The sequence below is a fragment of the Polaromonas sp. CG_9.7 genome (assembly GCF_015752205.1).
Classification (GTDB): domain Bacteria; phylum Pseudomonadota; class Gammaproteobacteria; order Burkholderiales; family Burkholderiaceae_C; genus Polaromonas.
On record NZ_JADOVG010000001.1, the window covers coordinates 251,902 to 274,610 of the forward strand.

11 protein-coding genes are annotated in these 22,709 nt (G+C 63.8%); 7 read left to right on the plus strand and 4 right to left on the minus strand.

The window, feature by feature from the left end:
- Window positions 1–78: 78 nt before the first annotated feature.
- From IWX87_RS01210 to ppc, 3 genes are all read right to left on the minus strand, one after another.
- Window positions 79–8,298: a GH36-type glycosyl hydrolase domain-containing protein gene (locus IWX87_RS01210; protein WP_196861673.1), complete on the minus strand. Its 8,220-nt coding sequence runs from the start codon at window positions 8,296–8,298 to the stop codon at window positions 79–81.
- 4 nt (window positions 8,299–8,302) lie between these two features.
- Complete coding sequence (locus tag IWX87_RS01215; RefSeq protein ID WP_196861674.1) at window positions 8,303–8,548, minus strand: hypothetical protein; 246 nt, start codon at window positions 8,546–8,548, stop codon at window positions 8,303–8,305.
- Window positions 8,549–8,688: 140 nt separating this feature from the next.
- The gene (ppc, locus tag IWX87_RS01220) at window positions 8,689–11,583 is read right to left on the minus strand and encodes a phosphoenolpyruvate carboxylase (protein WP_231374296.1); all 2,895 of its coding nucleotides are present in this window, start codon (window positions 11,581–11,583) and stop codon (window positions 8,689–8,691) included.
- A gap of 91 nt (window positions 11,584–11,674) precedes the next feature.
- On the opposite strand from ppc, the gene hemC reads away from it, so the two are divergent.
- The 4 genes from hemC to IWX87_RS01240 are packed head-to-tail and all read left to right on the plus strand — an operon-like array spanning window position 11,675 to window position 16,013.
- The gene (gene hemC / locus IWX87_RS01225) at window positions 11,675–12,673 is read left to right on the plus strand and encodes a hydroxymethylbilane synthase (RefSeq protein ID WP_196861675.1); all 999 of its coding nucleotides are present in this window, start codon (window positions 11,675–11,677) and stop codon (window positions 12,671–12,673) included.
- A gap of 13 nt (window positions 12,674–12,686) precedes the next feature.
- Window positions 12,687–13,550, plus strand: a complete 864-nt coding sequence (locus IWX87_RS01230) for a uroporphyrinogen-III synthase (protein ID WP_196861676.1) — start codon at window positions 12,687–12,689, stop codon at window positions 13,548–13,550.
- Window positions 13,547–14,692 carry a uroporphyrinogen-III C-methyltransferase gene (locus tag IWX87_RS01235; protein ID WP_196861677.1) on the plus strand — a complete coding sequence of 382 codons (1,146 nt, stop codon included), beginning with the start codon at window positions 13,547–13,549 and terminating at the stop codon, window positions 14,690–14,692. Before IWX87_RS01230 ends, IWX87_RS01235 begins: the two co-directional genes overlap by 4 nt.
- A 31-nt stretch (window positions 14,693–14,723) precedes the next feature.
- Window positions 14,724–16,013: a heme biosynthesis HemY N-terminal domain-containing protein gene (locus tag IWX87_RS01240; RefSeq protein WP_196861678.1), complete on the plus strand. Its 1,290-nt coding sequence runs from the start codon at window positions 14,724–14,726 to the stop codon at window positions 16,011–16,013.
- Between the two features lie 436 nt (window positions 16,014–16,449).
- Here the strand turns inward: IWX87_RS01240 and IWX87_RS01245 are convergent, their stop codons facing one another.
- A complete protein-coding gene (locus tag IWX87_RS01245) occupies window positions 16,450–19,809 on the minus strand; it encodes an Rne/Rng family ribonuclease (protein ID WP_196861679.1) in 3,360 nt (1,119 codons plus the stop codon).
- 590 nt (window positions 19,810–20,399) lie between these two features.
- Between IWX87_RS01245 and IWX87_RS01250 the strand changes: the two genes are divergently transcribed.
- Genes IWX87_RS01250 through IWX87_RS01260 form a run of 3 tightly spaced genes read left to right on the plus strand, consistent with a single transcriptional unit; the run spans window position 20,400 to window position 22,691 of the window.
- Entirely contained in the window at window positions 20,400–21,596 is a 1,197-nt protein-coding gene (locus IWX87_RS01250) for an RluA family pseudouridine synthase (protein ID WP_370583716.1), read from the plus strand.
- Window positions 21,597–21,650: 54 nt separating this feature from the next.
- Window positions 21,651–22,310, plus strand: coding sequence for an HAD family hydrolase (locus IWX87_RS01255; protein ID WP_196861681.1), 660 nt, complete (start codon window positions 21,651–21,653; stop codon window positions 22,308–22,310).
- A gap of 15 nt (window positions 22,311–22,325) precedes the next feature.
- A complete protein-coding gene (locus tag IWX87_RS01260) occupies window positions 22,326–22,691 on the plus strand; it encodes a Rieske 2Fe-2S domain-containing protein (protein WP_196861682.1) in 366 nt (121 codons plus the stop codon).
- The last annotated feature ends 18 nt before the right edge of the window (window positions 22,692–22,709 follow it).

The window sequence follows — 22,709 nt, forward strand, 5'->3', positions numbered from 1 at the left end:
GCCCAGGCGCTTGGTATGTTAGTAATTTATGCATGAAATATGCCTTCTGCGCAGGTTGAGCGGGCATAATCAGCTATTTTATTGATAGCAATCAGGCAATGCCGGCGCCACGCTGCCGCGCACCAGCAACACGGACTTTGCGGGCAGCGTGTCCAGCCGGGTCCATTCGCCCCATGCCAATTGCCTGTCCGCCACCAGCGGCGCGACGCCTGCCGGTTCGCGTAACCAGTGCACGGTGATGTCACGGCCTTGCAGTTGCAGACGCAGCTCGACTTCCGGCCAATGCGAGGGAAGGCGCGGCGACAGCGACAGTCTGCCCGGCTGCACCGCCAGGCCGAGCAGCGTTTCAAGCCCGGCCCGGTACAGCCAGGCGGCCGAGCCGGTGTACCAGCTCCAGCCGCCCCGGCCCACATACGGCTCGGCGCTGTAGACATCGCCGGCTACCACGTAAGGCTCCAGACCATAGGCCGCACCGCGCTCGGGATGCGCGCTGCGGTGGGCCGGGCTCAGGTCCTCGAAGCTGCGCCAGGCGCCTTCCGCGTCGCCACTCAACGCTTGCGCCATCAACGCCCAGACGCCGGCATGCGAATACTGCCCGCCGTTTTCACGCACACCGGGCGGATAGGCCTGGATGTAGCCGGGATTGTTGGCCGAGTCCCGGAACGGAGGGTCGAGCAGGCGCAGTAAGCCGGCTTTTTCATCGATCAACTGGTTGTTGAGCGCCAGCATGGCCGAACGGGTAAAGGCTGGCGTGGAGGCGCCGGACAGCACGGCCCAGGCTTGCGCAATCAGGTCGATGCGGCATTCGTCATTGGCGTTGGCGCCGAGCGGCGCGCCGTTGTCAAAAAAGGCGCGGCGGAACCAGGCGCCGTCCCAGCCGGCGTCGTGCAGCGCGGTGATCCAGCCGGTGCGCGCCTCCAGCCAGCGCTGGGCGCGCGCATCGTCGCCGCGCTTTTGCGCAACCGGCGCGAAGCCTTCGACCACACTGCATAAAAACCAGCCCAGCCAGACCGACTGGCCGCGTCCCTCATGGCCGACGCGGTTCATGCCGTCGTTCCAGTCGCCGGTGCCCATCAACGGCAGGCCATGCGCGCCCACGGCCAGGCTGCGGTCGATGGTGCGGGCGCAATGCTCATAGACGCTGGCGGACTGTTCGCTGGTTTGCGGCGCGTAATAGGCGTCTTCCGCGCCGTCGGGAATCGGCGCGCCATCGATGAAGGCCACGCTTTCGTCCAGCAGACTGGCGTCGCCGGTGGCTTGCAGGTAGTGACTGCAGGCATAAGGCAGCCAGAGCAGGTCGTCCGAAAAATGGGTGCGCACACCTTCGCCGCCGGGCGCGTGCCACCAGTGCTGCACGTCGCCTTCGGGAAACTGGCGTGACGCACTGAGCACGATCTGCGCGCGCAGCCTTGCCGGATCAGCCAGCGCCAGCGCCATCGAATCCTGCAGCTGGTCGCGAAAGCCCGATGCGCCGCCCGCCTGGTAGAAGCCAGCCTTGGACCAGAGACGGCAGACCACGGTCTGGTAAAGCAGCCAGTGGTTGATGAGCGCATCGAAGCGCGCGTCAGGCGTCTTGACCTGCACCTTGCCCAACAGGCCGGACCAGGCAGCCTTCACGCCAGCCAGAGCGTCGATGCAAGCCTGCGGCGTCCAGCCGCCGGCCATCCGCTCTGCTTCAGGCCCATCGACGGCATGGCCGAGGATGAAGCTGATGACCCGTTCTTCCTGGCCAGCCAGCGAAAACTCGCTAGCCAGGCAGGCGCAAGGGTCGTAACCCGTTCCACTTTGTCCGGCCAAATGGGTGGGTAGCAACAGTCGGCCCAGCGCGTCAAAAAATTCGCCCCTGTCGCAGGTCCATTGCACGTTGCCAAAGGCGCCCGCCATGACCAGAAACGCTGTGCTGCCGCCATAGCCGTCCCGGGTTTCCTGCTGACGGGCCATCACCGCCGCCTGCTCGGGCGATTTCCAGGTTTGCAGTGTGCGGCGGCGGCTGCGTGTGTCGCCCATTTGCCATTCGACCATCGCGATTGCACGCAGGCGCCTGCGCAGGCCACCATCCAGTCGCACCTTGACCTGGACGACTTTCACGGCGGCCTGCATGTCGGCAAAGAAGGTGGTTTCCACCTGCAACCCGTCCTGCTTGCCCTGAAACACAGAATAACCCTGGCCATGGCGCACGCGCCAGCGGCTGTCACTGCCCGCAATCACTGAGGGCGCCAGCGGGAAAACCTGTCCGCTGTCCATGTCCTGCAGCAACCAGTGCTCGAATGCCGGGTCGCCGACCGGGTCGTTCGACCAGGGCGTGAGCTGATGCATGCGGCTGTTGCCGGCCCACGTCATGCCACTGCCGGTTTCCGATACTTGAAAGCCAAAGTCCGGATTGGCGATGACATTCACCCAGGGGCGTGGCAGTGACTGGCCGCCCTGCAGGTCGAACCAGAATTCGCCGTTGGCCGGGTCGAACTGGCCGATCCCTTGTGGCACCGATGCCAGCGCCGGCAGGCCATTGACAGGATCGATCTCTGACGGGTTGGAAAGCAGCGTGCCGCCAGACAGATCAGCCTGCTCCGCTGGCCAGACGCCAGTGCGCAAGGCAGCCACTTGCGTTTCCAGCGCCCGGCCGTCTGCGGTGAGAACCACCCGCGCCATGCCAGCCAATGCGGTTTTTTCGGCGGTCGAGGTTTCAGGCTCGCGCAACAGGTGAAAGCTTGACAATCGCTCGGACCCTTTGGCAAAACTGTCCTGCACACGCTGCGTCAGACGGTCGCGCATGGCCAGAATGTCGCGCTGCAGGACCATGAGGTAGGAATTGGGCTCGCTGTTCAGCACCACCAGATCAACCGCGAGGCCGCCAAACGTCCACCAGGGCTGCGCGCGCAGCAAAGCATTCACCAGCGGCAATCCGCTGCTGGCCTGAATGCGCACCAGCACAATGGGTTTGTCACCCGATATACCAAAGCGCCACAGCTGACGCTGGTCCAACGGCCCGGCCACGGCATTTATCCGTGGTGTGCTGTACATCAAAGCGGTGGTCAGGTCCTGAACCGCCAGGTGTTCCTCGGGGGTCAGGGTCAAGTCGCGCAGCCGGACCTGCGCCAGCGTGGCCGCCATCTGGGTGGCGCGCACGATGTGCATTGGCTGCAGATACTTGTCAATGCGCTCGATCAGTTCGTCTTCAGTTTGTGCCGCCGCCGTGGCAAAGGTCAGGCGGGCCACGGCACCCGGCGCCAGACGCAAGGTCAGGCGCAGGCTGGCCACCGGGTCCAGACCATTGATCGGGTTGCCGTCGGCATCCATGGGCTGGTCCCCCAGCGCAGGCTGGTGCGGTGGCTGATGGCGCCCGGCAAAAACCTTGCGGTCAGCGATGCAATCGACCGACAGCAACTCGGCATCAGCCTCGGCCAGGAAATGCGCTACCGCCATTTGTGGGTCGCCATGCAAGCGCGGCATGCGCTTGAGCAGCAGGGCACGCCATTTCGGCTCCCAGCGGGTTTGCACAAACAGGTTGGAAAACGCTGGGTGGGCTTCGTCGGCACGGGGGTCTGCCAGCACCGCCTCGAAGCACGACACCAACTCGACGATGCGCTCGGTACGGCCCGTGTTGTGCAGCTGCACGGTGCGCAGTTCGGTGTCGTCCTCAGGGCTGACCACCACGCTGATCCCGGTGCTCAGTCCCTTGCCATGCGCGTCGAACTGCACCCGGTCGGCCATGAACCGTGCCTGGTAGCGCCAGCCTGGCAGGGGCGCCGGTGCAGCCGTCAGGGAACCGGTGCCTTCGTTATTTCCAAGGTTCAGGTAGAAAAAGCAGCCATGGCTGTCACGCAGCAGGTCGTCGCGCCAGCGGCTGATGTTGCGGCCCTGCCAGCGGCTGACACCTGCGCCGCTGGCGCGCAGCGCCACGTTGTAGCGCCCGTTGGACAGCAGGTGGGTCGGTTTCCAGCCGATTTGCACCGGGTTGACGTCACGCGAGTGAAACACCGGCGCGCTGCTGGGTGTGTTGGTCGCAGGCGGCTGGCGCGGGCTGGCGGTTTCAGTGATCTGGCGCGGCGTGCGTTCATGCAGCAGGGATTGATGCGCTGCCACCTGCGGCTCGGCACAAAACCAGCGCCGGGGCGCATCCAGACAGAGCACGTTGCAAAGCGCCACCAGCGACATGCCCTGGTGGTGCGCCATGAAGGTCTGGACAATGCTGAAGGCCTCCCTTTCGGGCTGGTGCGAGGCGGTGAAGTCGAGCGCCTCGAACATTCCGAGTTCACCGCGCGCGCCCAATGCTTCGAGCCGCCGCAAATTTTCCGCTGACGCGGCCGGCTCAAACAAGGTTGCCAGCAAGGTGGCATAAGGCGCCACCACGCGATCGGTCAGCGGCGTGCGCCGCATCGCCAGGCGCGGAACGCCAAAAGGTGAATATTGGTAGGCGAGTGAATGGTCCTGGGCAAAATAGGCCGATTCCGACACCCCCCAGGGCAGAAACTGCTGCTGGCCGAATTCGCGCTGTGCGGCAATCGCCGAACGCGCCATGGTCTGCAGCAGTCCCTCATCGGGCTCATGCATCAACAGCGACGGCATCAGGTATTCAAACATCGAGCCCGACCATGAAGCCAGCCCGGGCGTACCTCTAACCGACAGGAAAGGCCGGCCCAGCGCGCTCCAATGGCGCTTGGGTACGTCGCCCTTGGCAATCGCCAGAAAACTGGCGAGCCGCGACTCGGACGCCAGCAAGTCGTAGTAGCTGCTGTCCAGCGCCTGTTCGTCAACCCGAAGGCCGATGTGGAACAGCCGGCGCTTGGGGTCATACAGGCCCTTGAAATTCATGGCCTCGTAAAGGCTGGCGCAGCGACTGGCCAGGCTGTGCAGGGCTGCATGTGACTGGGCTTGTGCCTGCACTTGCCCGCTGTCGGTGCCCTGTTGTTTGTCTTGCTGTGCGAACTGCTGGCAGGCTTGGCCCACGGCCAGCAGCATGCCGGCCAGGTTTCCGCTGTCGACGGACGACACATAAGCCGGCATCAGGACTCGCAGCGTTTGCGTGTCGTACCAGTTGAACAGGTGGCCGTTGTGCTTGGCAAGCTTGTCGATGCTGTCCAGCGATGCCTGCAGGCGCAGGATGACCTCATGGGTCGTGATCCAGCCGAATTCGCGGGCGCAGCAGACGGCCAGCAGGTACAGGCCGATGTTGGTCGGCGAAGTACGGTGGGCCACTGTGGGGTCGGGCACCATTTGCAGATTATCGGGCGGCAGGTGGTTGTCTTCAGGCCCGACGCAACGCTCAAAAAACCGCCAGGTGTCGCGCGCCAGCACCATCAGGTAACGCTTGTCTCCGGCAGACAGCGCATGCTCGGTGCTGGCCGGGCGTGGCTGGCTGGCCCACCATGACGCGATCGGCGAGGCGCCCCAAAACAAAAACAGCACGATGCCAACCCATGGGTGCGCCGCCCAGGGGGCGGCCATGGCTAGACCAGCGCACAGCAGCGACGCTGCGGCATGCTGGTGCACGAATACAAAAAACTCTTTGCGCGACGCCGATTGCGCTTGCGCCGCAGTGGTCCATTCCATCAGCCGGCGGTGGCTGACACACATGCGCCAGACAGAACGCAGCACCGCATCCAGCAGCATGACCGATTGCGCCGGTATCTGGCTGAACTGCCAGGCCGCGCTGCCCAAGGTAAGGCGCAACTCGATCCCCCCGCGCTTGAAAAAGTGGCGCCAGGCAATCCCGGCGTGCGTCGGCACCAGGCCTGCCAGCGCGCCCAGCAGCGGCCCCGCCAACAGCGCGGCTATGACCGCCAGGAATACGGTGCCCAGAGGCAATGCATCGGTGAAGATGACCCAGGCAAGCAGTGCGAATGAGGTCGGGAACACCAGCGAACGGCGCAGGTTGTCGAGCATTTTCCAGACGCTCAGGGCGTCGATTCCGTACCGCCGGGCGTGCCACAGCAGGGGAAGCAGTTGCCAGTCGCCGCGCGTCCAGCGGTGCTGGCGTGATGCGGCCACGCCCGCATGGTGCGGCGCATGCTCGACCAGCATCACATCACTGACAAAGCCGCAACGCGCAATGCTGCCTTCGAGCAGGTCGTGGCTGAGCACCGCTTCATCGGGAAGGCGATGGTCCAGCACAGCATGCAGCGCCTTGACATGCAGCAGTCCTTTTCCGCTGAAGCTCCCGGTGCCGAACAGGTCTTGGTAAACATCGGAAACGCCGCTGCTGTAGGGGTCTATGCCGCCCTGGCCGGCAAACAGCCGGTGGTAGGCGGTGTCCTCAGATCGTCCAGGCAATGGCATGACCACGCGGGGCTGCAAGATGCCATAGCCGCTGACCACCCTGCGCAGGCGGGCATCCACTCGCGGCGCATTCAGCGGATGGGCGGCAATGGCAACCAGTTCTCGCAGCGCACCGGGTGGCAGGCCGGTGTCGCTGTCCAGCGTGACCACGTAGCGGATGCCATCGGCCAGTCGCAAAGGGGCTGTCAGCGGCAGGAAACCTTCCATGCTGCCGGTGGCCAACAGGCGCATCAGCTGCTCAAGCTTGCCACGCTTGCGTTCCCAGCCAAGCCATTGCTGCTGGGTTTCGCACCAGCTGCGCGGCCGATGAATCAGCAAAAAGCGCGGCGCGCTGCCTGCCACTGCCGGGTAGCGCGCGTTCAGCGTTTCCAGCCGCTCAAGAGCGTCCTGCAGCAGCGCGGCGTCGCCAGGCAGGGTGGTTTCGGACGCATCGACCCAGTCGGTGAGCAATCCATACTGGGCCTGGTTTTCCCGATTGGCCAGCCAGTGAAACTCCAACTGGTTCAGCAGTTCCTCGTTTGCCTGTGTGGAGGTAAGCAGCGTTGGAATCACCACCAGCACCCGGTGTTCAGGCGGAATGCCGGACGCAAAACCCAGGCGTGGCAGCGGCTGGACCTTCAGCGACTCGGCAATCAGGCGGTGCACAAAAGCCGAGGCAGCCTCGAAAGCCGGACTGGCCAGCAGCAGCAGCGCCACCAGTGTCTGCCAGCGGTGCCAGTCGGCTTGGTACGTGGCCAGCAGCACCATCACCGCCGTTGCCAGTGTGATGCAGCCGATGTACAGGCTCAGCCGCCACCGACGCCAGTTCAGGCGTTGCCGGGCGCGTTGCACCGGCATGTCCAGGTCGGCTTCAAGCCGGGCACGGCCATCGCCCATCAGCCAGAAGCCTGCCGTTCGTTCGGCGGCATCCGCCTCCAGACTGCCCGGCACCGACAGGGCCGCCTCCACCACCGCCTGGGCCACCGCATGCTCGGTCTTGAAGCTGTCGCGTGCCAGTTGTTCCATGGCCCGGGTGATTTGCTGGCGTGTGCTTTCGCTTTCGCCTGCAAAGCCAGGCAGTTGCTGCAGCACCTGCAGGGACCGGCTGACCGGCTCGATCAGCTCGACCCAGTCAATCTGGCCAATCACGCGCAGGGTGGTGATGATGTTGCCAACGGTCAGGTTGGACGCCACCTGGGCGCTCTGGCTTTCCAGCATCAGCGCATGGCCGTCAGGGCAGTTCTTCTCGATCCAGCGCACCACGGCGGACGAATCACCTGAAATTTCGGTGGGCAGGCGTTGCCACAGCTGCGTCTGGTAGCTGCGCTGAACGCCGCGCTGGCGCATCAAATCGTTGACGGTGTCGAGGTCTGCCTCGTCCAGCGCTTGTCCGCTATCCCAGACCGCATGGGCAACTTCGCGCGCCAGTTTGCTGCGCGCGATGTCGTCCGCCATGCGGCGCAGGTTTTCCAGCAGCACGACGCGCAGCGTCGTTGGCAGGGCCCACAGTTCGCTCAGGCGCAATTCGCTGCAGGTTTGGTAGGCATTCAGGAAGGCAGTAAAGACTTCCGGATTCAACACGCTGTCGGTGTGCGCCACGTAAGCCCAGGCAATGCCGTACACACGCGGCAAACCACGCAGCGGCAGTGCGGCCAGTTTGGGCAGCCTCGCGTAGAAGCGGCGCGGTACGCCTTCGCGGATTTGCTGCAGTTGCGCTTCGATCAACGGAAAGTTATCCAGCAGCCATTCAGCCGCTGGTGTGGCGTAGTGGCCGCTGTGCGAGGTCAGCGCGACATAGTCGTAGGCAGCGCGAAGTGCCGCCAGATTTCCCTCCACGCGGGGGAAGAAGGGAGAGTGGCGCAGCGACTGCGCGTCGGTTTCGACAATCTGCGCTTGCGCCAAGCTGCAGCCGTGCTCTTCAAAACGTTGAATACCGAACAGTTCCGCCCGAATAGGGGGTTCAGCAGATCCTTCCTGCGACAGCAGGCGTTTTATGGCGTTGGGGCTGAGCGTTGTGAGCCGGTCCAGAACGGCAGGATTCACCTGCTCAAGCCATCGTCAGCAAACCCAGTGCCACCACCGCCAGGCTGCACAGTGTCAAGGCGGCGCCGGTTGTCACAAGCCGGGATGCCGTCAGGGCGTGCAGACTTTCAAGCCGGGTGCGCAAGATAAAAAATCGGCCCCTTGAGCGCTGGCAGTCCGTCATGTGCGAGGCAAGCGCCATGAAATCGCTGGACACTAACTCATTGCTCAATGAAATACGGTGTGCTGATCGTGCGTGTGTAGCGTTCATGGGTCAGGTCCTCTCGAAAGTTATAGCTCTAGACGCGGTGAAAACGCGAAATTCGGCATAACTCAAATGCTAGGACGTGGCACTTTGCAATGCCATCAACGACAACTGTTAGGCATGTAGGACCGGGCCGATACTGCTTGTCAGCCTGTATTTCGCAAACCAGCGGCAATGCCGTTGATGGAAATATGAATTCCGGTCTGGACCCGCTGGTCGGTCTGGCCGGCGCGGTAGCGGCGTACCAGTTCGACCTGCAAATGGTGCAGCGGATCGATATACGGAAAGCGGTGACGGATGGAGCGCTGCAGCGCCGCGTTGCCGGCCAGCCGCTGCCGGTCGCCGGTGATCAGCGTCAGCGCCTGGGCGGTGCGGTGCCATTCGCCGTCGATGGCGGAAAATATCTTTTTGCGTAGTTTTGCGTCGCCCACCAGATCGGCATAACGCGAGGCCAGCGCCAGGTCGCTCTTGGCCAGCACCATGTCCATGTTGCTCAACAAGGTGCGAAAGAAAGGCCACTGGCGGTACATTTTTTTCAGCAGCGCCAGCGCCTCTTTTCGGCTTTCCGGCGTGCCACCCTGGTCCAGGAACTGTTCGATGGCGCTGCCAAAGCCATACCAGCCGGGCAGGGTCAGCCGGCACTGGCCCCAGCTGAAACCCCAGGGAATCGCCCGCAGGTCCTCGATCTGCTGGGACGGCTTGCGTGACGCCGGCCGCGAGCCGATATTGAGCTCGGCAATCTCGCGGATTGGCGTGGCGCTGAAAAAGTATTCGGTGAACCCGGGGGTTTCATACACCAGCGCCCGGTAAGCGGCCATGCTGGCCAGTGACAACTCGTCGGCGGCCTGCAAAAAGGCCTGCGTCGCCGGCTTGGTCGGTTGCAGCAAGGTAGCCTCCAGCGTCGCGGCGACCAGCGTTTCCAGGTTGCGCCGGCCGATTTCCGGGTTGGCGTATTTCGAACCGATGACCTCGCCTTGTTCGGTCAGGCGAATCTGGCCGCGCACGGTGCCGGGTGGCTGCGCCAGGATGGCTTCGTAGCTGGGGCCACCGCCCCGGCCAACGGTTCCACCCCGGCCATGAAACATGCGCAGCGTGATGCCGTGTGAAACGGCCAGCTGGTCGAACAGCTCGACCAGCGCGATTTCGGCCCGGTACAGCTCCCAGTTGCTGGTGAAGATGCCGCCGTCCTTATTGCTGTCGCTGTAGCCGAGCATGATGTCCTGCTCGGAGCCGCTGCGTTGCAGCAATGCGGCGACGCCCGGCAGCGCATAGAACTCGCGCATGATGGGCGCGGCATTGCGCAGGTCTTCGATGGTTTCGAACAGCGGCACCACGATCAGGTCGCAGCGCGACCCGGGCTTGTCCTGCGCATTCTCCAGCACGCCGTGCATCAGGCCGACTTCCTTTTGCAGCAGCAGCACTTCGAGCAGGTCGCTGGCCGTTTCGGCGTGGCTGATGATGTAGTGGCGAATCGCTTCCTTGCCAAACCGGGCGCGCGCGCTCAGGGCGGCTTCGAAAATCGCCAGTTCGACGCGGGCCAGTTCCGAGTAAACATGGCCCAGCACGCGCAGTGGCCGGGCGTCGTTGAGCATTTTCAGCAGCAGCGTGCGCTTGGCCGCTTCATTCAGGCTGGCATAACCGGCATCGATGCGCGCCACGGCCAGCAGTTCGGCAACCACTTCTTCATGCTTGTCAGAGCTTTGGCGCAAATCAACCGTGGCCAGGTGAAAGCCGAACACCTCAACGGCGCGGATCAGCGGATGCAGGCGCTGCGCCGTCAGTGCCTGGCCATGGTGGCTGACCAGCGAGGCCTGCAGCGTTCGCAGGTCGGCCAAAAACTCTTCGGCCGTGGCATAGGCATTCTGCGGCGCCACCGCATGGCGCGCTGCTTCGCCGCCCGTCAGCGCTTTCAGTGTGGCCGCCAGCCGGGCATAAACGCCGGTCAGCGCGCGCCGGTAGGGTTCGTCCTGGCGGTGCTCGCTGGTGTCGGGCGAACTTTGGGCCAGTTGCTGCATTTCAGCGCTGCACTCCACCAGAATGGCCGACATCGACAGCTCGCCGCCCAGCAGATGCACCTCGGTCAGGTAGTGGCGCAGCGCCACGTCGGCCTGGCGGCGCAGGGCATAGTTCAGTGTGTCGGCATTGACGTTCGGGTTGCCGTCGCGGTCGCCGCCAATCCACTGGCCCATGCGCAAAAAGCTGTGCACCGGCTGCATGCCCAGTTCGCGCTCCAGGCTGGCGTAGATCTTCGGAATCTCGCGCAGAAACGTCGCTTCGTAGTAGCTCAGCGCATTCTCGATTTCGTCGGCCACGGTCAGCTTGGACATGCGCAGCAGGCGGGTTTGCCACAGCTGCATGACGCGGGCGCGCAGCTGCGCCTCGTTGGCGTCAAGCTCGCGCGGCGTGAGCGCATCCTTGGCGCTGCTGACGGCCAGCGCCATGGCCTTGATGCTGTCGCGCGCCGTCAGCAACTGGGCAATGCCGCGCTCGGCATCCAGGATGCTCTTGCGCTGCACCTCGGTCGGGTGGGCGGTCAGCACCGGCGAGACAAAGCTGCGCGCCAGCGTGTCCGAAATGGTCTTGGGGGCAATGCCGGCCCAGCGCAGCCGTGCCAGCGCCACGTCGATGCTGCCTTCCTGCGTGTCGCCGGCGCGCTCGTGGATGGCGCGGCGGCGGATATGGTGGCGGTCTTCGGCCAGGTTGGCCAGGTGGCTGAAGTAGGTAAATGCGCGAATCACGCTGACAGTCTGGTCACCGCTCAGGTCTTTCAGGAGGGTCTTGAGCGCCTTGTCGGCGTCTTGGTCGGCATCGCGCCGGAAGGCCACTGACAATGTGCGCACCTGCTCGATCAGCTCATACGCCGCCACGCCTTCCTGGTCGCGGATCACATCGCCCAGAATACGTCCCAGCAGGCGGATGTCCTCGACCAGCGGGCGCTCGTTGTTCCTGGCGCGTGCAGACGGCGTTGCAGGCTTGACGGTTTCAGCCACGGCGGCAGGGCTTTCGGGCTTGATCTTTTTTGTGCGTGCGGGAGTTGGCATTCTGGCCCTTTGCGTCTGGTGGCGAATGAAATGAGGAGAAAACCGCCCATGCTAGCATTCACTCCCTCTATAGATTACCAACAGGTTACCAGTGGCAGCAGCGCTTCAAACTCCCCAAAAACCGCTCAAAGTGGTCATTGCCACGCGCGAAAGCCGCCTCGCCTTGTGGCAGGCCGAGCATGTCAAGGCGCTGCTGAAATCGCGCCTGGGCTGGCAGGTCGAACTGCTGGGCATGACCACTTTGGGCGACCAGATCCTTGACCGCTCGCTCAGCAAGATCGGCGGCAAGGGCTTGTTTGTGAAAGAGCTGGAAGTCGCGCTGGCCGAAGGCCGGGCTGACCTGGCGGTGCATTCGCTGAAGGACGTGCCCATGGACCTGCCTGACGGCTTCACGCTGGCCTGTGTCCTGGCGCGCGAAGACCCGCACGATGCGTTTGTCTCCAACCACTTTGCCTCGCTGGCCGAACTGCCGCACGGCGCCGTCGTCGGAACGTCGAGCCTGCGCCGGCTGGTGCTGCTCAAGTCACTTCGGCCCGACCTTGTCATCCAGCCACTGCGCGGCAACCTGGACACCCGGCTGCGCAAGCTCGACGAAGGCCAGTACGACGGCATCGTGCTGGCCGCCGCCGGCCTCAAGCGGCTGAAGCTGGAATCGCGCATTCGCCACACCTTTGTTCCCGACGACATGCTGCCCGCAGCAGGGCAGGGCGCACTGGGCATTGAAGTGCGGGCCGACCGGGCCGATCTGATCAATGCTCTTGCCACACTGGCGCACCAGCCGACCTGGCTGGCGGTCACGGCCGAACGAACCGTTTCGCGTTCCATGGGCGGCAGTTGCTCGATGCCGCTGGCCGCTTTTGTCACCGCCGGCAGCGACGGTGCGCTGCGCCTCGACGCCGCCTGGGGCGAGCCAGCCACGGCTGATGCACTGTCGGGTTCCCATCAACCCGCACCCGCGCCGCTGGTGCATGCCCGGCAAAGCGCTGTCGTGCAGACCTTTGCCGAAGCCGAGGCGCTCGGTGAAGCCGTTGCATCGCAACTTCGCGCTGGTGGAGCGGTCTGGGCCGGCAACACGCCACTGCCAGCCTGAGCGGCATCACTGCATGACAACTGCCCGCATCATCGTCACCCGGCCCGAACCCGACGCCGGCTTGTGGGTGCAGCAACTGGCGCAGGAAGGCATTCCCGCCGAGGCCTTGGCGCTGATTGACATTGCAGCTCTTACAGGCGCCACGCATGCGCAAGCGCTAGACCACGCTTGGCAGGCACTCAGCGATTACGCCGCCTGCATGTTCGTCAGCGGCCATGCCGTCAATCATTTTTTCAAGCAAAAAAGGCACTTTGCGCATGCTGCACAAGCGCAAGCAGCTATTAATAACGTAGCAGATGGCGATTCTTTGGCAATCCCTCCCTACATGCGTTTCATGGCGCCCGGCCCTGGCACCGTGGCCGCGCTGCGGGCTGCTGGCGTGCCTGCAGCGCAAATCGATGCGCCGGCAGCCGATGCGCGCCAGTTCGATTCCGAGTCGCTGTGGCAAACCATCGGCACGCGCGACTGGAAGGGCCGCAAAGTGCTGATCGTTCGCGGCCAGAGCGCTGGCGCAGAAGGCGCGAGTTCCGGGCGCGACTGGATTTCCCGCCAGTGGCAGGATGCCGGCGCCAGTGTCGATTTTGTCGGCGTGTACCAGCGCCGTGCACCAGTGCTGACCGATGCACAGATTGTGCGTGTGCGCCAGGCCAGCGCCGATGGCTCGGTCTGGCTGTTCAGCAGCTCCGAAGCCGTCGGTCATCTGCTCCAGCTGGCCGGTTTGCAAGGTATGGACTGGTGCCGTGCCCGCGCCATAGCCACCCATCCCCGCATCGCCCAGGCCGTGCGTGCCGCTGGTTGGGGTGTTGTTGTGGAGTCACGCCCGGCGCTTCAGGACATCCGGCAGACGCTTGGCTCGATAGAATTGCTGCATCCATGAGTGACAGTCCTCCAGCCTTGCCCCCGTTGAACCACCCGCCACCTGCCGGAGAGCCGGTGCCGGAGCGTGGCGTGCCTTCCGCCGCCCCGGCGCTGGATGCGTGGCTGGTGCCGCGCAGCTGGGCGTTGGGCGTTGCGGCCCTGGCAGCCGCCGGCCTGCTGGGCAGTGCATCACTGTGGCAAAAGCTGGGCTCCATCCAGGAGGAACTTGCGCGGCGCACGACCGACACCAGCGCGCAGTCCATCGAAGCACGCACTCTGGCGCAGGATGCACAGGACAGTACCAAAGCGCAGGCGGTGCGCCTGGCCCTGCTGGAAACCCGGCTGAGCGAAGTCAGTCTGCAGCGCAGTCAGATCGAAGAACTGATGCAGAGCCTGTCGCGCTCGCGTGACGAGAATCTGGTCGTCGATGTCGAATCCGACCTGCGCCTGGCCCAGCAGCGCGCCTTGCTGACCGGCAGCGCCGAGCCTTTGCTGGCCGCGCTGAAATCGGCCGAAACCCGACTGACACGCGCTGCGCAGCCGCGCCTCAATCCGCTGCAGCGCGCCGTTACCCGTGACATCGAGCGCGTCAAGAGCGCCAACATTGCCGATGTACCGGCGCTCATGCTCAAGCTGGACGAATTGGCCCGGCTGGTGGACGAACTGCCGGTTGTCAACGAAGTGGCCAACAACAGCATTCCGCGTCCGGTCGAAGTCGTGGCGGCCAAGCCCATAGGCGATCCCCCGGATGCCGGCAAGACGTCCTGGCTGCCAGGTGTTGACACGCTCGCGCTGCGTGCCTGGTCGAGCCGGGTGGCGGGCAGCCTGTGGCTGGAAGCCAGCCAGCTGCTGCGGGTGAGCCGCATCGACCAGCCCGAAGCCGCCCTGCTGGCGCCAGAGCAGGCCTTTTTTCTGCGCGAAAACCTCAAGCTGCGGCTGCTCAATGCGCGCCTGGCGCTGCTATCGCGTCAAACTGATGCCGCGCGCGCCGACCTGATCAATGCCGGCAACTGGCTGGGCAAATATTTTGACCCTTCAGCGCGCAAGACCCAGGCTGCCCGCCAGTTGCTGGTGCAGGTGCAGGGCCAGCTCAAGAACACGGATCTGCCCCGGCTCGACGAAACCCTGGCCGCGCTCGCCACTGCGGCCGCCGGCCGTTAAGCGTCACACACAGGCCAGGTCAGACCACACCATGCGCGCCGCTCTCTGGTTCATCGCCCTGTTCGGCATCGCCGTCGCGGTCGCCCTGTTTGCCGGCAACAACCAGGCCGTCGTTACGGTGTTCTGGCCGCCGCACCGGATCGATGTGTCTTTCAACCTGACAGTGCTGCTGCTGGTCGGGCTGTTCATGCTGCTGTACCTGGCTTCCCGCGCACTGTCGGCGCTGTTTTCATTGCCGGTCGAGGCGCGGCGCTGGCGCGCGCAGCAAAAAGAGCGCGCCATGTATGGCGCGCTGATGGACGCCCTGGCGCACCTGATGGCCGGGCGCTTCATCCGCTCGAGCAAGTCGGCCCAGAATGCGCTGGCACAGGAAAAAAGCCTGGGCGTGACCACTGAAACGACCGGGCATTCCATCGGCCACAGCGACAGTCTGGCCAGTCAGTTGCGCTCGCTGTCACACCTGCTGGTGGCCGAAAGCGCGCAGGCGTTGCAAAACAAGGCGCTGCGCAACCAGCATCTGGCGCTTGCCCTGCAAAACTCATCTGCCCGCCATGCCCAGGAAGTGCGCGAAGGCGTGCTGTTTCGCGCCGCCCGCTGGTCGCTTGAAGACCATGACGCCGGCGCTACGCTTGACTGGCTCGGCCAACTGCCGCAGGGTGCGTCTCGCCGTACGCTGGCCCTGCGCATGAAGCTGCGCGCCGCCCGTTACGGACGGCAAACCCTGGCAGCGCTGGAAACCGCGCGCCTGCTGGCCAAGCATCGTGCATTCTCGCCGGCTGCAGCGCAAAGCATCCTGCGTGGTCTGGCGCTGGAATTGCTCGACGAAGCCCATGATCCGGTGCAATTGCAGCAAGCCTGGACAGGGCTGGACGACAGCGAACGCGCCCTGCCCGAGGTGAGCGTGCATGCGGCAGCCCGGCTGATGAGCATGCATGGCGATGCAGCATTGGCCCGTTCCTGGCTCGTGCCGGTGTGGGAAGGCATGCTGGAACCCCGTTCCGAATTGGGTGACAACCTGCGCATCAAGCTGATCACGGTGCTGGAAAGCGGCATGGACACGCTCGACGCCGAATGGCTGGCGCGCATTGAGGCGGCTCAGGTAAGCCGGCCACACGATGCCAATTTGCTGTATCTGGCCGGCATGGCCTGCCTGAGCCGGCAACTCTGGGGAAAAGCGCGGCAGCTTTTGAGCCAGGCTGCGCCGGCCCTGCAAGACCGGCTGCTGCACCGCAACGCCTGGCGCGCCCTGGCGGTGCTGGCCGAGCAGCGCCAGGACGATGCCGCTGCCACCGAAGCCTACAAGCGCGCCGCACAGCCCTGACGGGTGTTTCCCTGCTTTTTTTTTGTTGCCTCGCCTACAGGGTAATACTTTATGGTGCCGCTGCTGAAGAAGCCATTTGTCTGGCGATCACAACCTGAAAAAACATTAATTTGCTACTTAATCAATAGCAAATAGTTTATGTACAGCTTGCGCAAACTGCCTTTTTAATACATAAAACCAATCGCCGAGCAAGCCGATTCCGCTTATCTGCACATCGCGTTTGGCGCTGGCTGGATTTTGCTGCACAGCCGGCAATCAGAGTGCGCTTTGAACGTGAGATCTTCGAAAATCCACAAGAGCGGATGAACGCCCCATGCACCTGAAGCCGGCCGCTTCAACAGCCAAAAAAAAAGCCGCATCCCATGGGATGCGGCCTTGACGGTTCGGCTTTGCCTGGTGTCCCGTTTCAGGAATCCAGACGGCCGGCCAGGTCAGGTCAGTCGGCCGATTTCTCGAACGGCAGGGGCATGCTGCCCAAGTCGCGCTTGGTCTCGACCAGCACCAAAGGCGCTTGCTCCTGCACCACCGGGGCAGGGCGCTCACGCTTCACCACGATAGGCTTGACTTCGGCGGCGATGGCGGCCTGCGCCTCGGCAATCTTGGTGGCATCGGAGTTGACCCACTGCAGTCCCGAACCCTCGGCCACTTGGGCCAGGTCCTGCAAAGGCAGGTCATAAGACTGAACCTTCGGCAGGCTGCCGGCTTTGGCTTGAGGTGCTGCAACTGGCGCTGACGCTGACGCTGCGGGCATGCGCTCCGCTGCCGCTGCCCGTGCCGGTGCATGTACCGGGGCCGAGACAGGTAGCGCGGTGGCCGCTGACGCTGGCGACACATTGGCAACAGGCGCTTCTTCGAGCGCAGCCACTGGAAGGGCTTGCGGTGCTGCCAATTCAGGCGCTGCAGACGCTAGTCCATCCTGTGTATAAGGCGGATTTGGCTCAAATGCGCTGGCCTTGGCTACTGTTTCCCCACCTTGCACGGCTGGATCGCCCCGGTCACTCCGCTCACGACGTTCGCGGCCATAGCGGTCACGGCTCTTGCGTTCGCGTGGCTGTCGCTCCTGGCTTTCTTCCTGGCCTTCGGGACGCGCCTGAACGTCGGTCGATGATGACAGCGGTGCCGGTGCACTGCCTGCTTCGCTCACACCGGGCTGGCCGGACGCGACCGCCGGATGTGCCGCATCGAAACTGTCCGCTTGCGCGATTGCAGCTGGTGCGGCAGAGCCGTCGTTGCGCTCGTCCCGCTGCTCATTGCGACGGCCGGAGCGTTCGCCTCCCCGTTCACCGCTCCGTGGATTGCGTTCACGGCGACCTTCGACCGGTGGCTGCTCGCTGTTGCCTTCAGTGCGCGCTTCATCGCGCCCGTTGACAGGGCGGCGCTCGCCGTCACGTCCGTTTTCCTCGGCCGACCGTTCCTGGCGAGGTGCCGCGACGTCGCCACCCATGGCTGCAGCCATGGCCGCCTGGTTGGCCAGTGCCAGGTCCTGCTCCACGGCATCGCGCGGAATGCGCTCGCCGCGTTCGGGCCGCTCATTGCGTTCTGGTCGCTCGGCACGGCCTTCACGGGTGCGGCCGCGCTCACCGCCACGACTTTCGCGGGCCTGGCCCTGCGCTTCATTGCGCGGCTGGGATTCGCTGTCGCCACGGCCTTCGCTTCGGTTTTCTGCACGGAATTCACCGGCTGGACGTTCTTGGCGGTCTTGTCGTTCCTGGCGCTCGGGATGGCCACCCTCGGTGCGGCCTTCCGGGTTGCGTTCACGGCGCTGCTCGCTGCCACGGCTGTCCGGACGTGCTTCGCCGCGACCTTCAGGCGCAGCGCCGTCAGGACGTCCGCGGCCACCACTGCGCCGGCCATCGTTCCGGCCGCCGTCACCACGGCCACCGTCATTCCGGCTGCCTTCAGGGCGACCGCCACGTTCCGCGCGACCACCGCGCTCGGAGCGCTGTTCGCCGCGTGCTTCGCCAGACCGGCCTTCGCGCGATGCACTTTCTTGCGGCGCATCCCTTTTCACTTCCCGGAGAACCGGCGCGGGTGCTGGCTCGGGTGTTTCGGCCATGCCGAACAGGTTCTTGATCCAGCCGAACAAGCCCTTTTCGGCAATCGCAGCTGCCGGCACATGAACCGGCATCGCAGGCGGCGCCTTGGCAGCCACGGGGGCGACTGCCACCGGCCTGGGGGGAGCCATCGGGGCTGGTGCATCGGGCAGCACGCCCTTGATGATCGGTTCCTGCTTGTTGTGCTTTTCCTGGCTGCGGCGCGTCACGGGTGTGGCGTCGTCGGCTTCGTCGGCCATCTTGTAGCTGGCCTCGATGTTGTCCAGGCGCGGGTCGTCGTGCTTCAGGCGCTCCAGCTTGTAGTTGGGCGTTTCCAGCGTCTTGTTCGGCACCAGCAGCACGTTGATGCGCTGCTTCATCTCGATCTTGCTGATCTCCGAGCGTTTTTCGTTCAGCAGAAAAGACGCTACATCGACCGGTACCTGGCACAGCACCGAAGCCGTGCTGTCTTTCAGCGACTCTTCCTGGATGATGCGCAAAATCTGCAGCGCCGAGCTTTCCGTGTCACGGATATGGCCGGAGCCGCCGCAACGCGGGCAGGGAATCGATGCGCCTTCGCTCAGCGCCGGGCGCAGGCGCTGACGGCTCATTTCCATCAGGCCAAACTTGCTGATCGTGCCGAATTGCACGCGGGCACGGTCCTGGCGCAGCGCATCGCGCAGGCGGTTTTCGACATCGCGGCGGTTGCGCGACTCTTCCATGTCGATGAAGTCGATGACGATCAGGCCGCCCAGGTCGCGCAGGCGCATCTGGCGCGCCACCTCGTCGGCGGCTTCCAGGTTGGTGCGCGTTGCGGTTTCCTCAATGTCGCCGCCCTTGATGGCACGGGCCGAGTTGACGTCAACAGATACGAGCGCTTCGGTGTGGTCGATGACGATGGCGCCGCCCGAGGGCAGTTGCACGGTGCGGGCATAGGCCGATTCGATCTGGTGCTCGATCTGGAAGCGCGAGAACAGCGGTGCGTCGTCGCGGTAGCGCTTGACGCGGTGCTCATGCTCGGGCATCACATGCGCCATGAACTGACGGGCTTGTTCGTACACATCGTCGGTGTCGAACAAGATGTCGCCAATATCGCTGTTGAAATAGTCGCGGATGGCGCGAATCACCAGGCTCGATTCCTGGTAGATCAGGAAGGCGCCTTTGCCGCCCTTGCCGGCACCGTCGATGGCGGTCCAGAGCTTGAGCAGGTAGTTCAAGTCCCATTGCAGTTCGGGCGCGCTGCGGCCGATGCCGGCGGTGCGCGCAATGATGCTGGCGCCGGCCGGGTATTCCAGCTTGTCCATGTTTTCTTTGAGCTCGGCCCGGTCTTCGCCTTCAATGCGGCGCGACACGCCGCCGCCGCGCGGGTTGTTCGGCATCAAGACCACATAGCGGCCAGCCAGCGAGACAAAGGTGGTGAGCGCCGCGCCCTTGTTGCCACGCTCTTCTTTTTCTACCTGGACCAGCAGTTCCTGGCCTTCGCGGATCACGTCGCTGATGCGCGCCTGGCTGACCGACACGCCTTGCGCAAAATACTGCTTGGAGATTTCCTTGAATGGCAAAAAGCCGTGGCGGTCTTCGCCGTAATCGACGAAGCAGGCCTCGAGCGATGGCTCGACGCGGGTGACCACGGCCTTGTAGATGTTGCCCTTGCGCTGTTCGCGCCCTTCGATTTCGATCTCGTAGTCGAGGAGTTTTTGTCCGTCAACAATCGCCAGGCGGCGTTCTTCGGACTGGGTGGCATTGACCAGCATGCGTTTCATGAGTGTTCCTAACTTTTCTTCGTTCTAAAGCCCAAAAATGGCTGAACGACGCCGGGAGCAACGCAATGCAAACGTGGGGAATTGCCGGAGAGCTTTTGACAGCAAACGGGCCGACCGGTTGTCGGTCGGCCCGTGTCAGTCTGGGCGTAGGCGCGTGGATGGAGTGAGCAGGTATTTGACAGGATTTGCTATAAAATTAATAGCTTTTTGCGCCCGCTGTGCAAGGGCTACAGGCTGATTTATGCCATGAAGCAGGGCCAGGTGGCGCGGCAGGCAACTAAACATCAGACTGACCCGTGTTGTCATCAGAGGGTGACCCGTTAAAAGACTTGATCTCAGCTGGATCCGGACGCAGCCCCAAGCTCTTGACCTGAAGCTGCATCCCTTGATATTCCGTGGTTTTATTCGCAAAGCATCGACTCGTCTGCATGGCAATTCCCGTGTCGCGAGGTGCCTGGCACGCGTCGCTAGTGGGCCATTGCCACCAGTGGCATCGACCTTCCAGCGAGGCTGTTTGCAGACCTTTTCAGGGGCTTTGGATTGGTGTGGACTAAACTCCAGACAAATCAACTACTTACAGCGTATCGCTAGTGAAACACATTATAGGGGCAGCTTCTGGCAAGGCAAAACGTCCGACAAAAGCGCCATTTCGCCCCGTTCCTGCAGTGGCTCCGCCAATTCTCCAGGCCATGCCATCGACTCCAACCCTTGTGGCGCAAGCCACCGTGCCGCAAGCCACGCTGGTCACGGTGGACGAGGACTACGCCGGCCAGCGGCTCGACAATTTCCTGATCCGCCAGCTCAAGGGCGTGCCCAAGACCCATGTTTACCGCATCATCCGCAGTGGTGAAGTGCGCGTCAACAAGGGCAGGGCGCATGCCGACACCCGCGTTGAGACCGGCGACATCGTGCGCCTGCCGCCGGTGCGCACTTCGGAGCGGGCCGAGCAAAAAGCCCAGGTCATGCAAAGCGTGATGCTAGAGGTGGCGCGCCACGGCGCCAGCTCGACCGTCGGCGGCTACGCGCCCGCTGCCGAGTTTCCGATCCTGTTCGAGGACGACTTCTTGCTGGCCATCGACAAGCCGGCCGGCGTGGCCGTGCATGGCGGCAGCGGCGTGAGCTTCGGCATCATCGAGCAGCTGCGCATGGCCCGGCCCGAGGCCGATTTTCTGGAACTGGTGCACCGGCTGGACCGCGAAACCAGCGGCATTTTGCTGATCGCCAAGCGCCGCATGGCTTTAAAACTGCTGCAAGAGCAGTTTCGCGAGCGCGAAACCGACAAGGTTTACCTGGCGCTGGTCAGTGGCAACTGGCCCGCCAAGCTGCGCGTGATCGACAAGTCGCTGCACAAATACCTGTTGCCCAACGGCGAGCGGCGCGTCAAGATCGTTGCCAACGACCATCCGGATGCCATGCGATCCGTCACGCTGGTGAAGGTGAAAAGCCAGATTGCTGCCAATCCGCTGGTGCCGGACACGCCGTTCAGCCTGCTTGAAGTCACCATCAAGACCGGACGCACGCACCAGATCCGCGTGCATCTGGCCGGCGAGGGCCATCCGATTGCCGGCGACGACAAGTACGGCGATTTTGATTTGAACAAAACGTTGCAAAAAAACAGTTTTGGCTCGCCTTCGCTGAAACGCATGTTTCTGCATGCCTGGAGCCTGAAGTTCAACCACCCCAAGACACGCAAGGCGGTGCAGTTGCAGGCGGCCTTGCCGGCAGAATTGCAGCAGTTTCTGCCCTACCGAACCGCCGAGGCTTCTGCGGAACCCGGCGATTCGTGAAAAATTCCGCGTTATCTCACGCATCGGTCATGCCGTCCAGCGACAATCCGGCGCATGCATACTCGAAATTTTGACCTGATTGCTTTCGACTGGGACGGAACGCTTTACGACTCCACCCAGATCATCGTGCGCTGCATCCAGGCAGCCGTTTGCGATGTGGGCGGCAGGCAGCCGACCCCGGAAGCCGCCGCCTATGTCATCGGCCTGGGCCTGATGGAGGCGTTGGCCCATGCCGCACCCGACGTTTCGCCCGACAAATACCCGGAGCTCGGCGCGCGCTACCGTCACCATTACGCCAGCCATTTCAATGACCTGAGCCTGTTTGAAGACGTCTTGCCATTGCTGGACGCGCTCAAGGCCCGTGGTCATTTGCTGGCGGTGGCGACCGGTAAGTCACGGCGCGGGCTTGACGAAACCCTGCAAAGCGTTGAGCTCAAAGGCGTTTTTGACGGCTCGCGCACCGCCGACGAAACCGCCGGCAAGCCCGATCCACTGATGCTGCATGAACTGATGGCGCAGTTTGACCTGCCAGCCAGCAGGATATTGATGATCGGCGACACCACGCACGACCTGCAGATGGCGCTGAACGCCGGCTGCGCCAGCGTCGGCGTGAGTTATGGCGCGCATGAGCCGTCTACGTTTACCGTTCTGAACCCGCTGCATGTGGCGCATTCGGTGCAGGGCCTGCACCAATGGCTGCTGGCTAACGGCTGATGGCAGCTTGACGCCATGGACGAGGCGCTGCCGCTTTGCAACAGCCGCGAGTTGGCAGAGGGCGGGCTGGCCGTGGGCTTTGACGTCGTCTACGCCGGTCAGACCTGCCGCGCGTTCGCCATCCGTTTTCAGGGCCTGCCGCAGGCCTACCTGAACCGCTGCACCCACGTGGCAATGGAACTGGACTGGCTGCCCAACCGGGTGTTCGACGACAGCGGCCAATGGCTGCTGTGCGCCAGCCACGGTGCGGCCTATCGGCCTGATACCGGGCAGTGTGCTGGCGGTCCGTGCCGTGGAGGACTGGTCAAGGTCATGCTTTCCGAGCAGGCCGGTGTGGTTTATTGGCACGCTGCCTACAACCTCAAGCCCTTGCCGTTTTAAATACTTCTCTAAACTAGC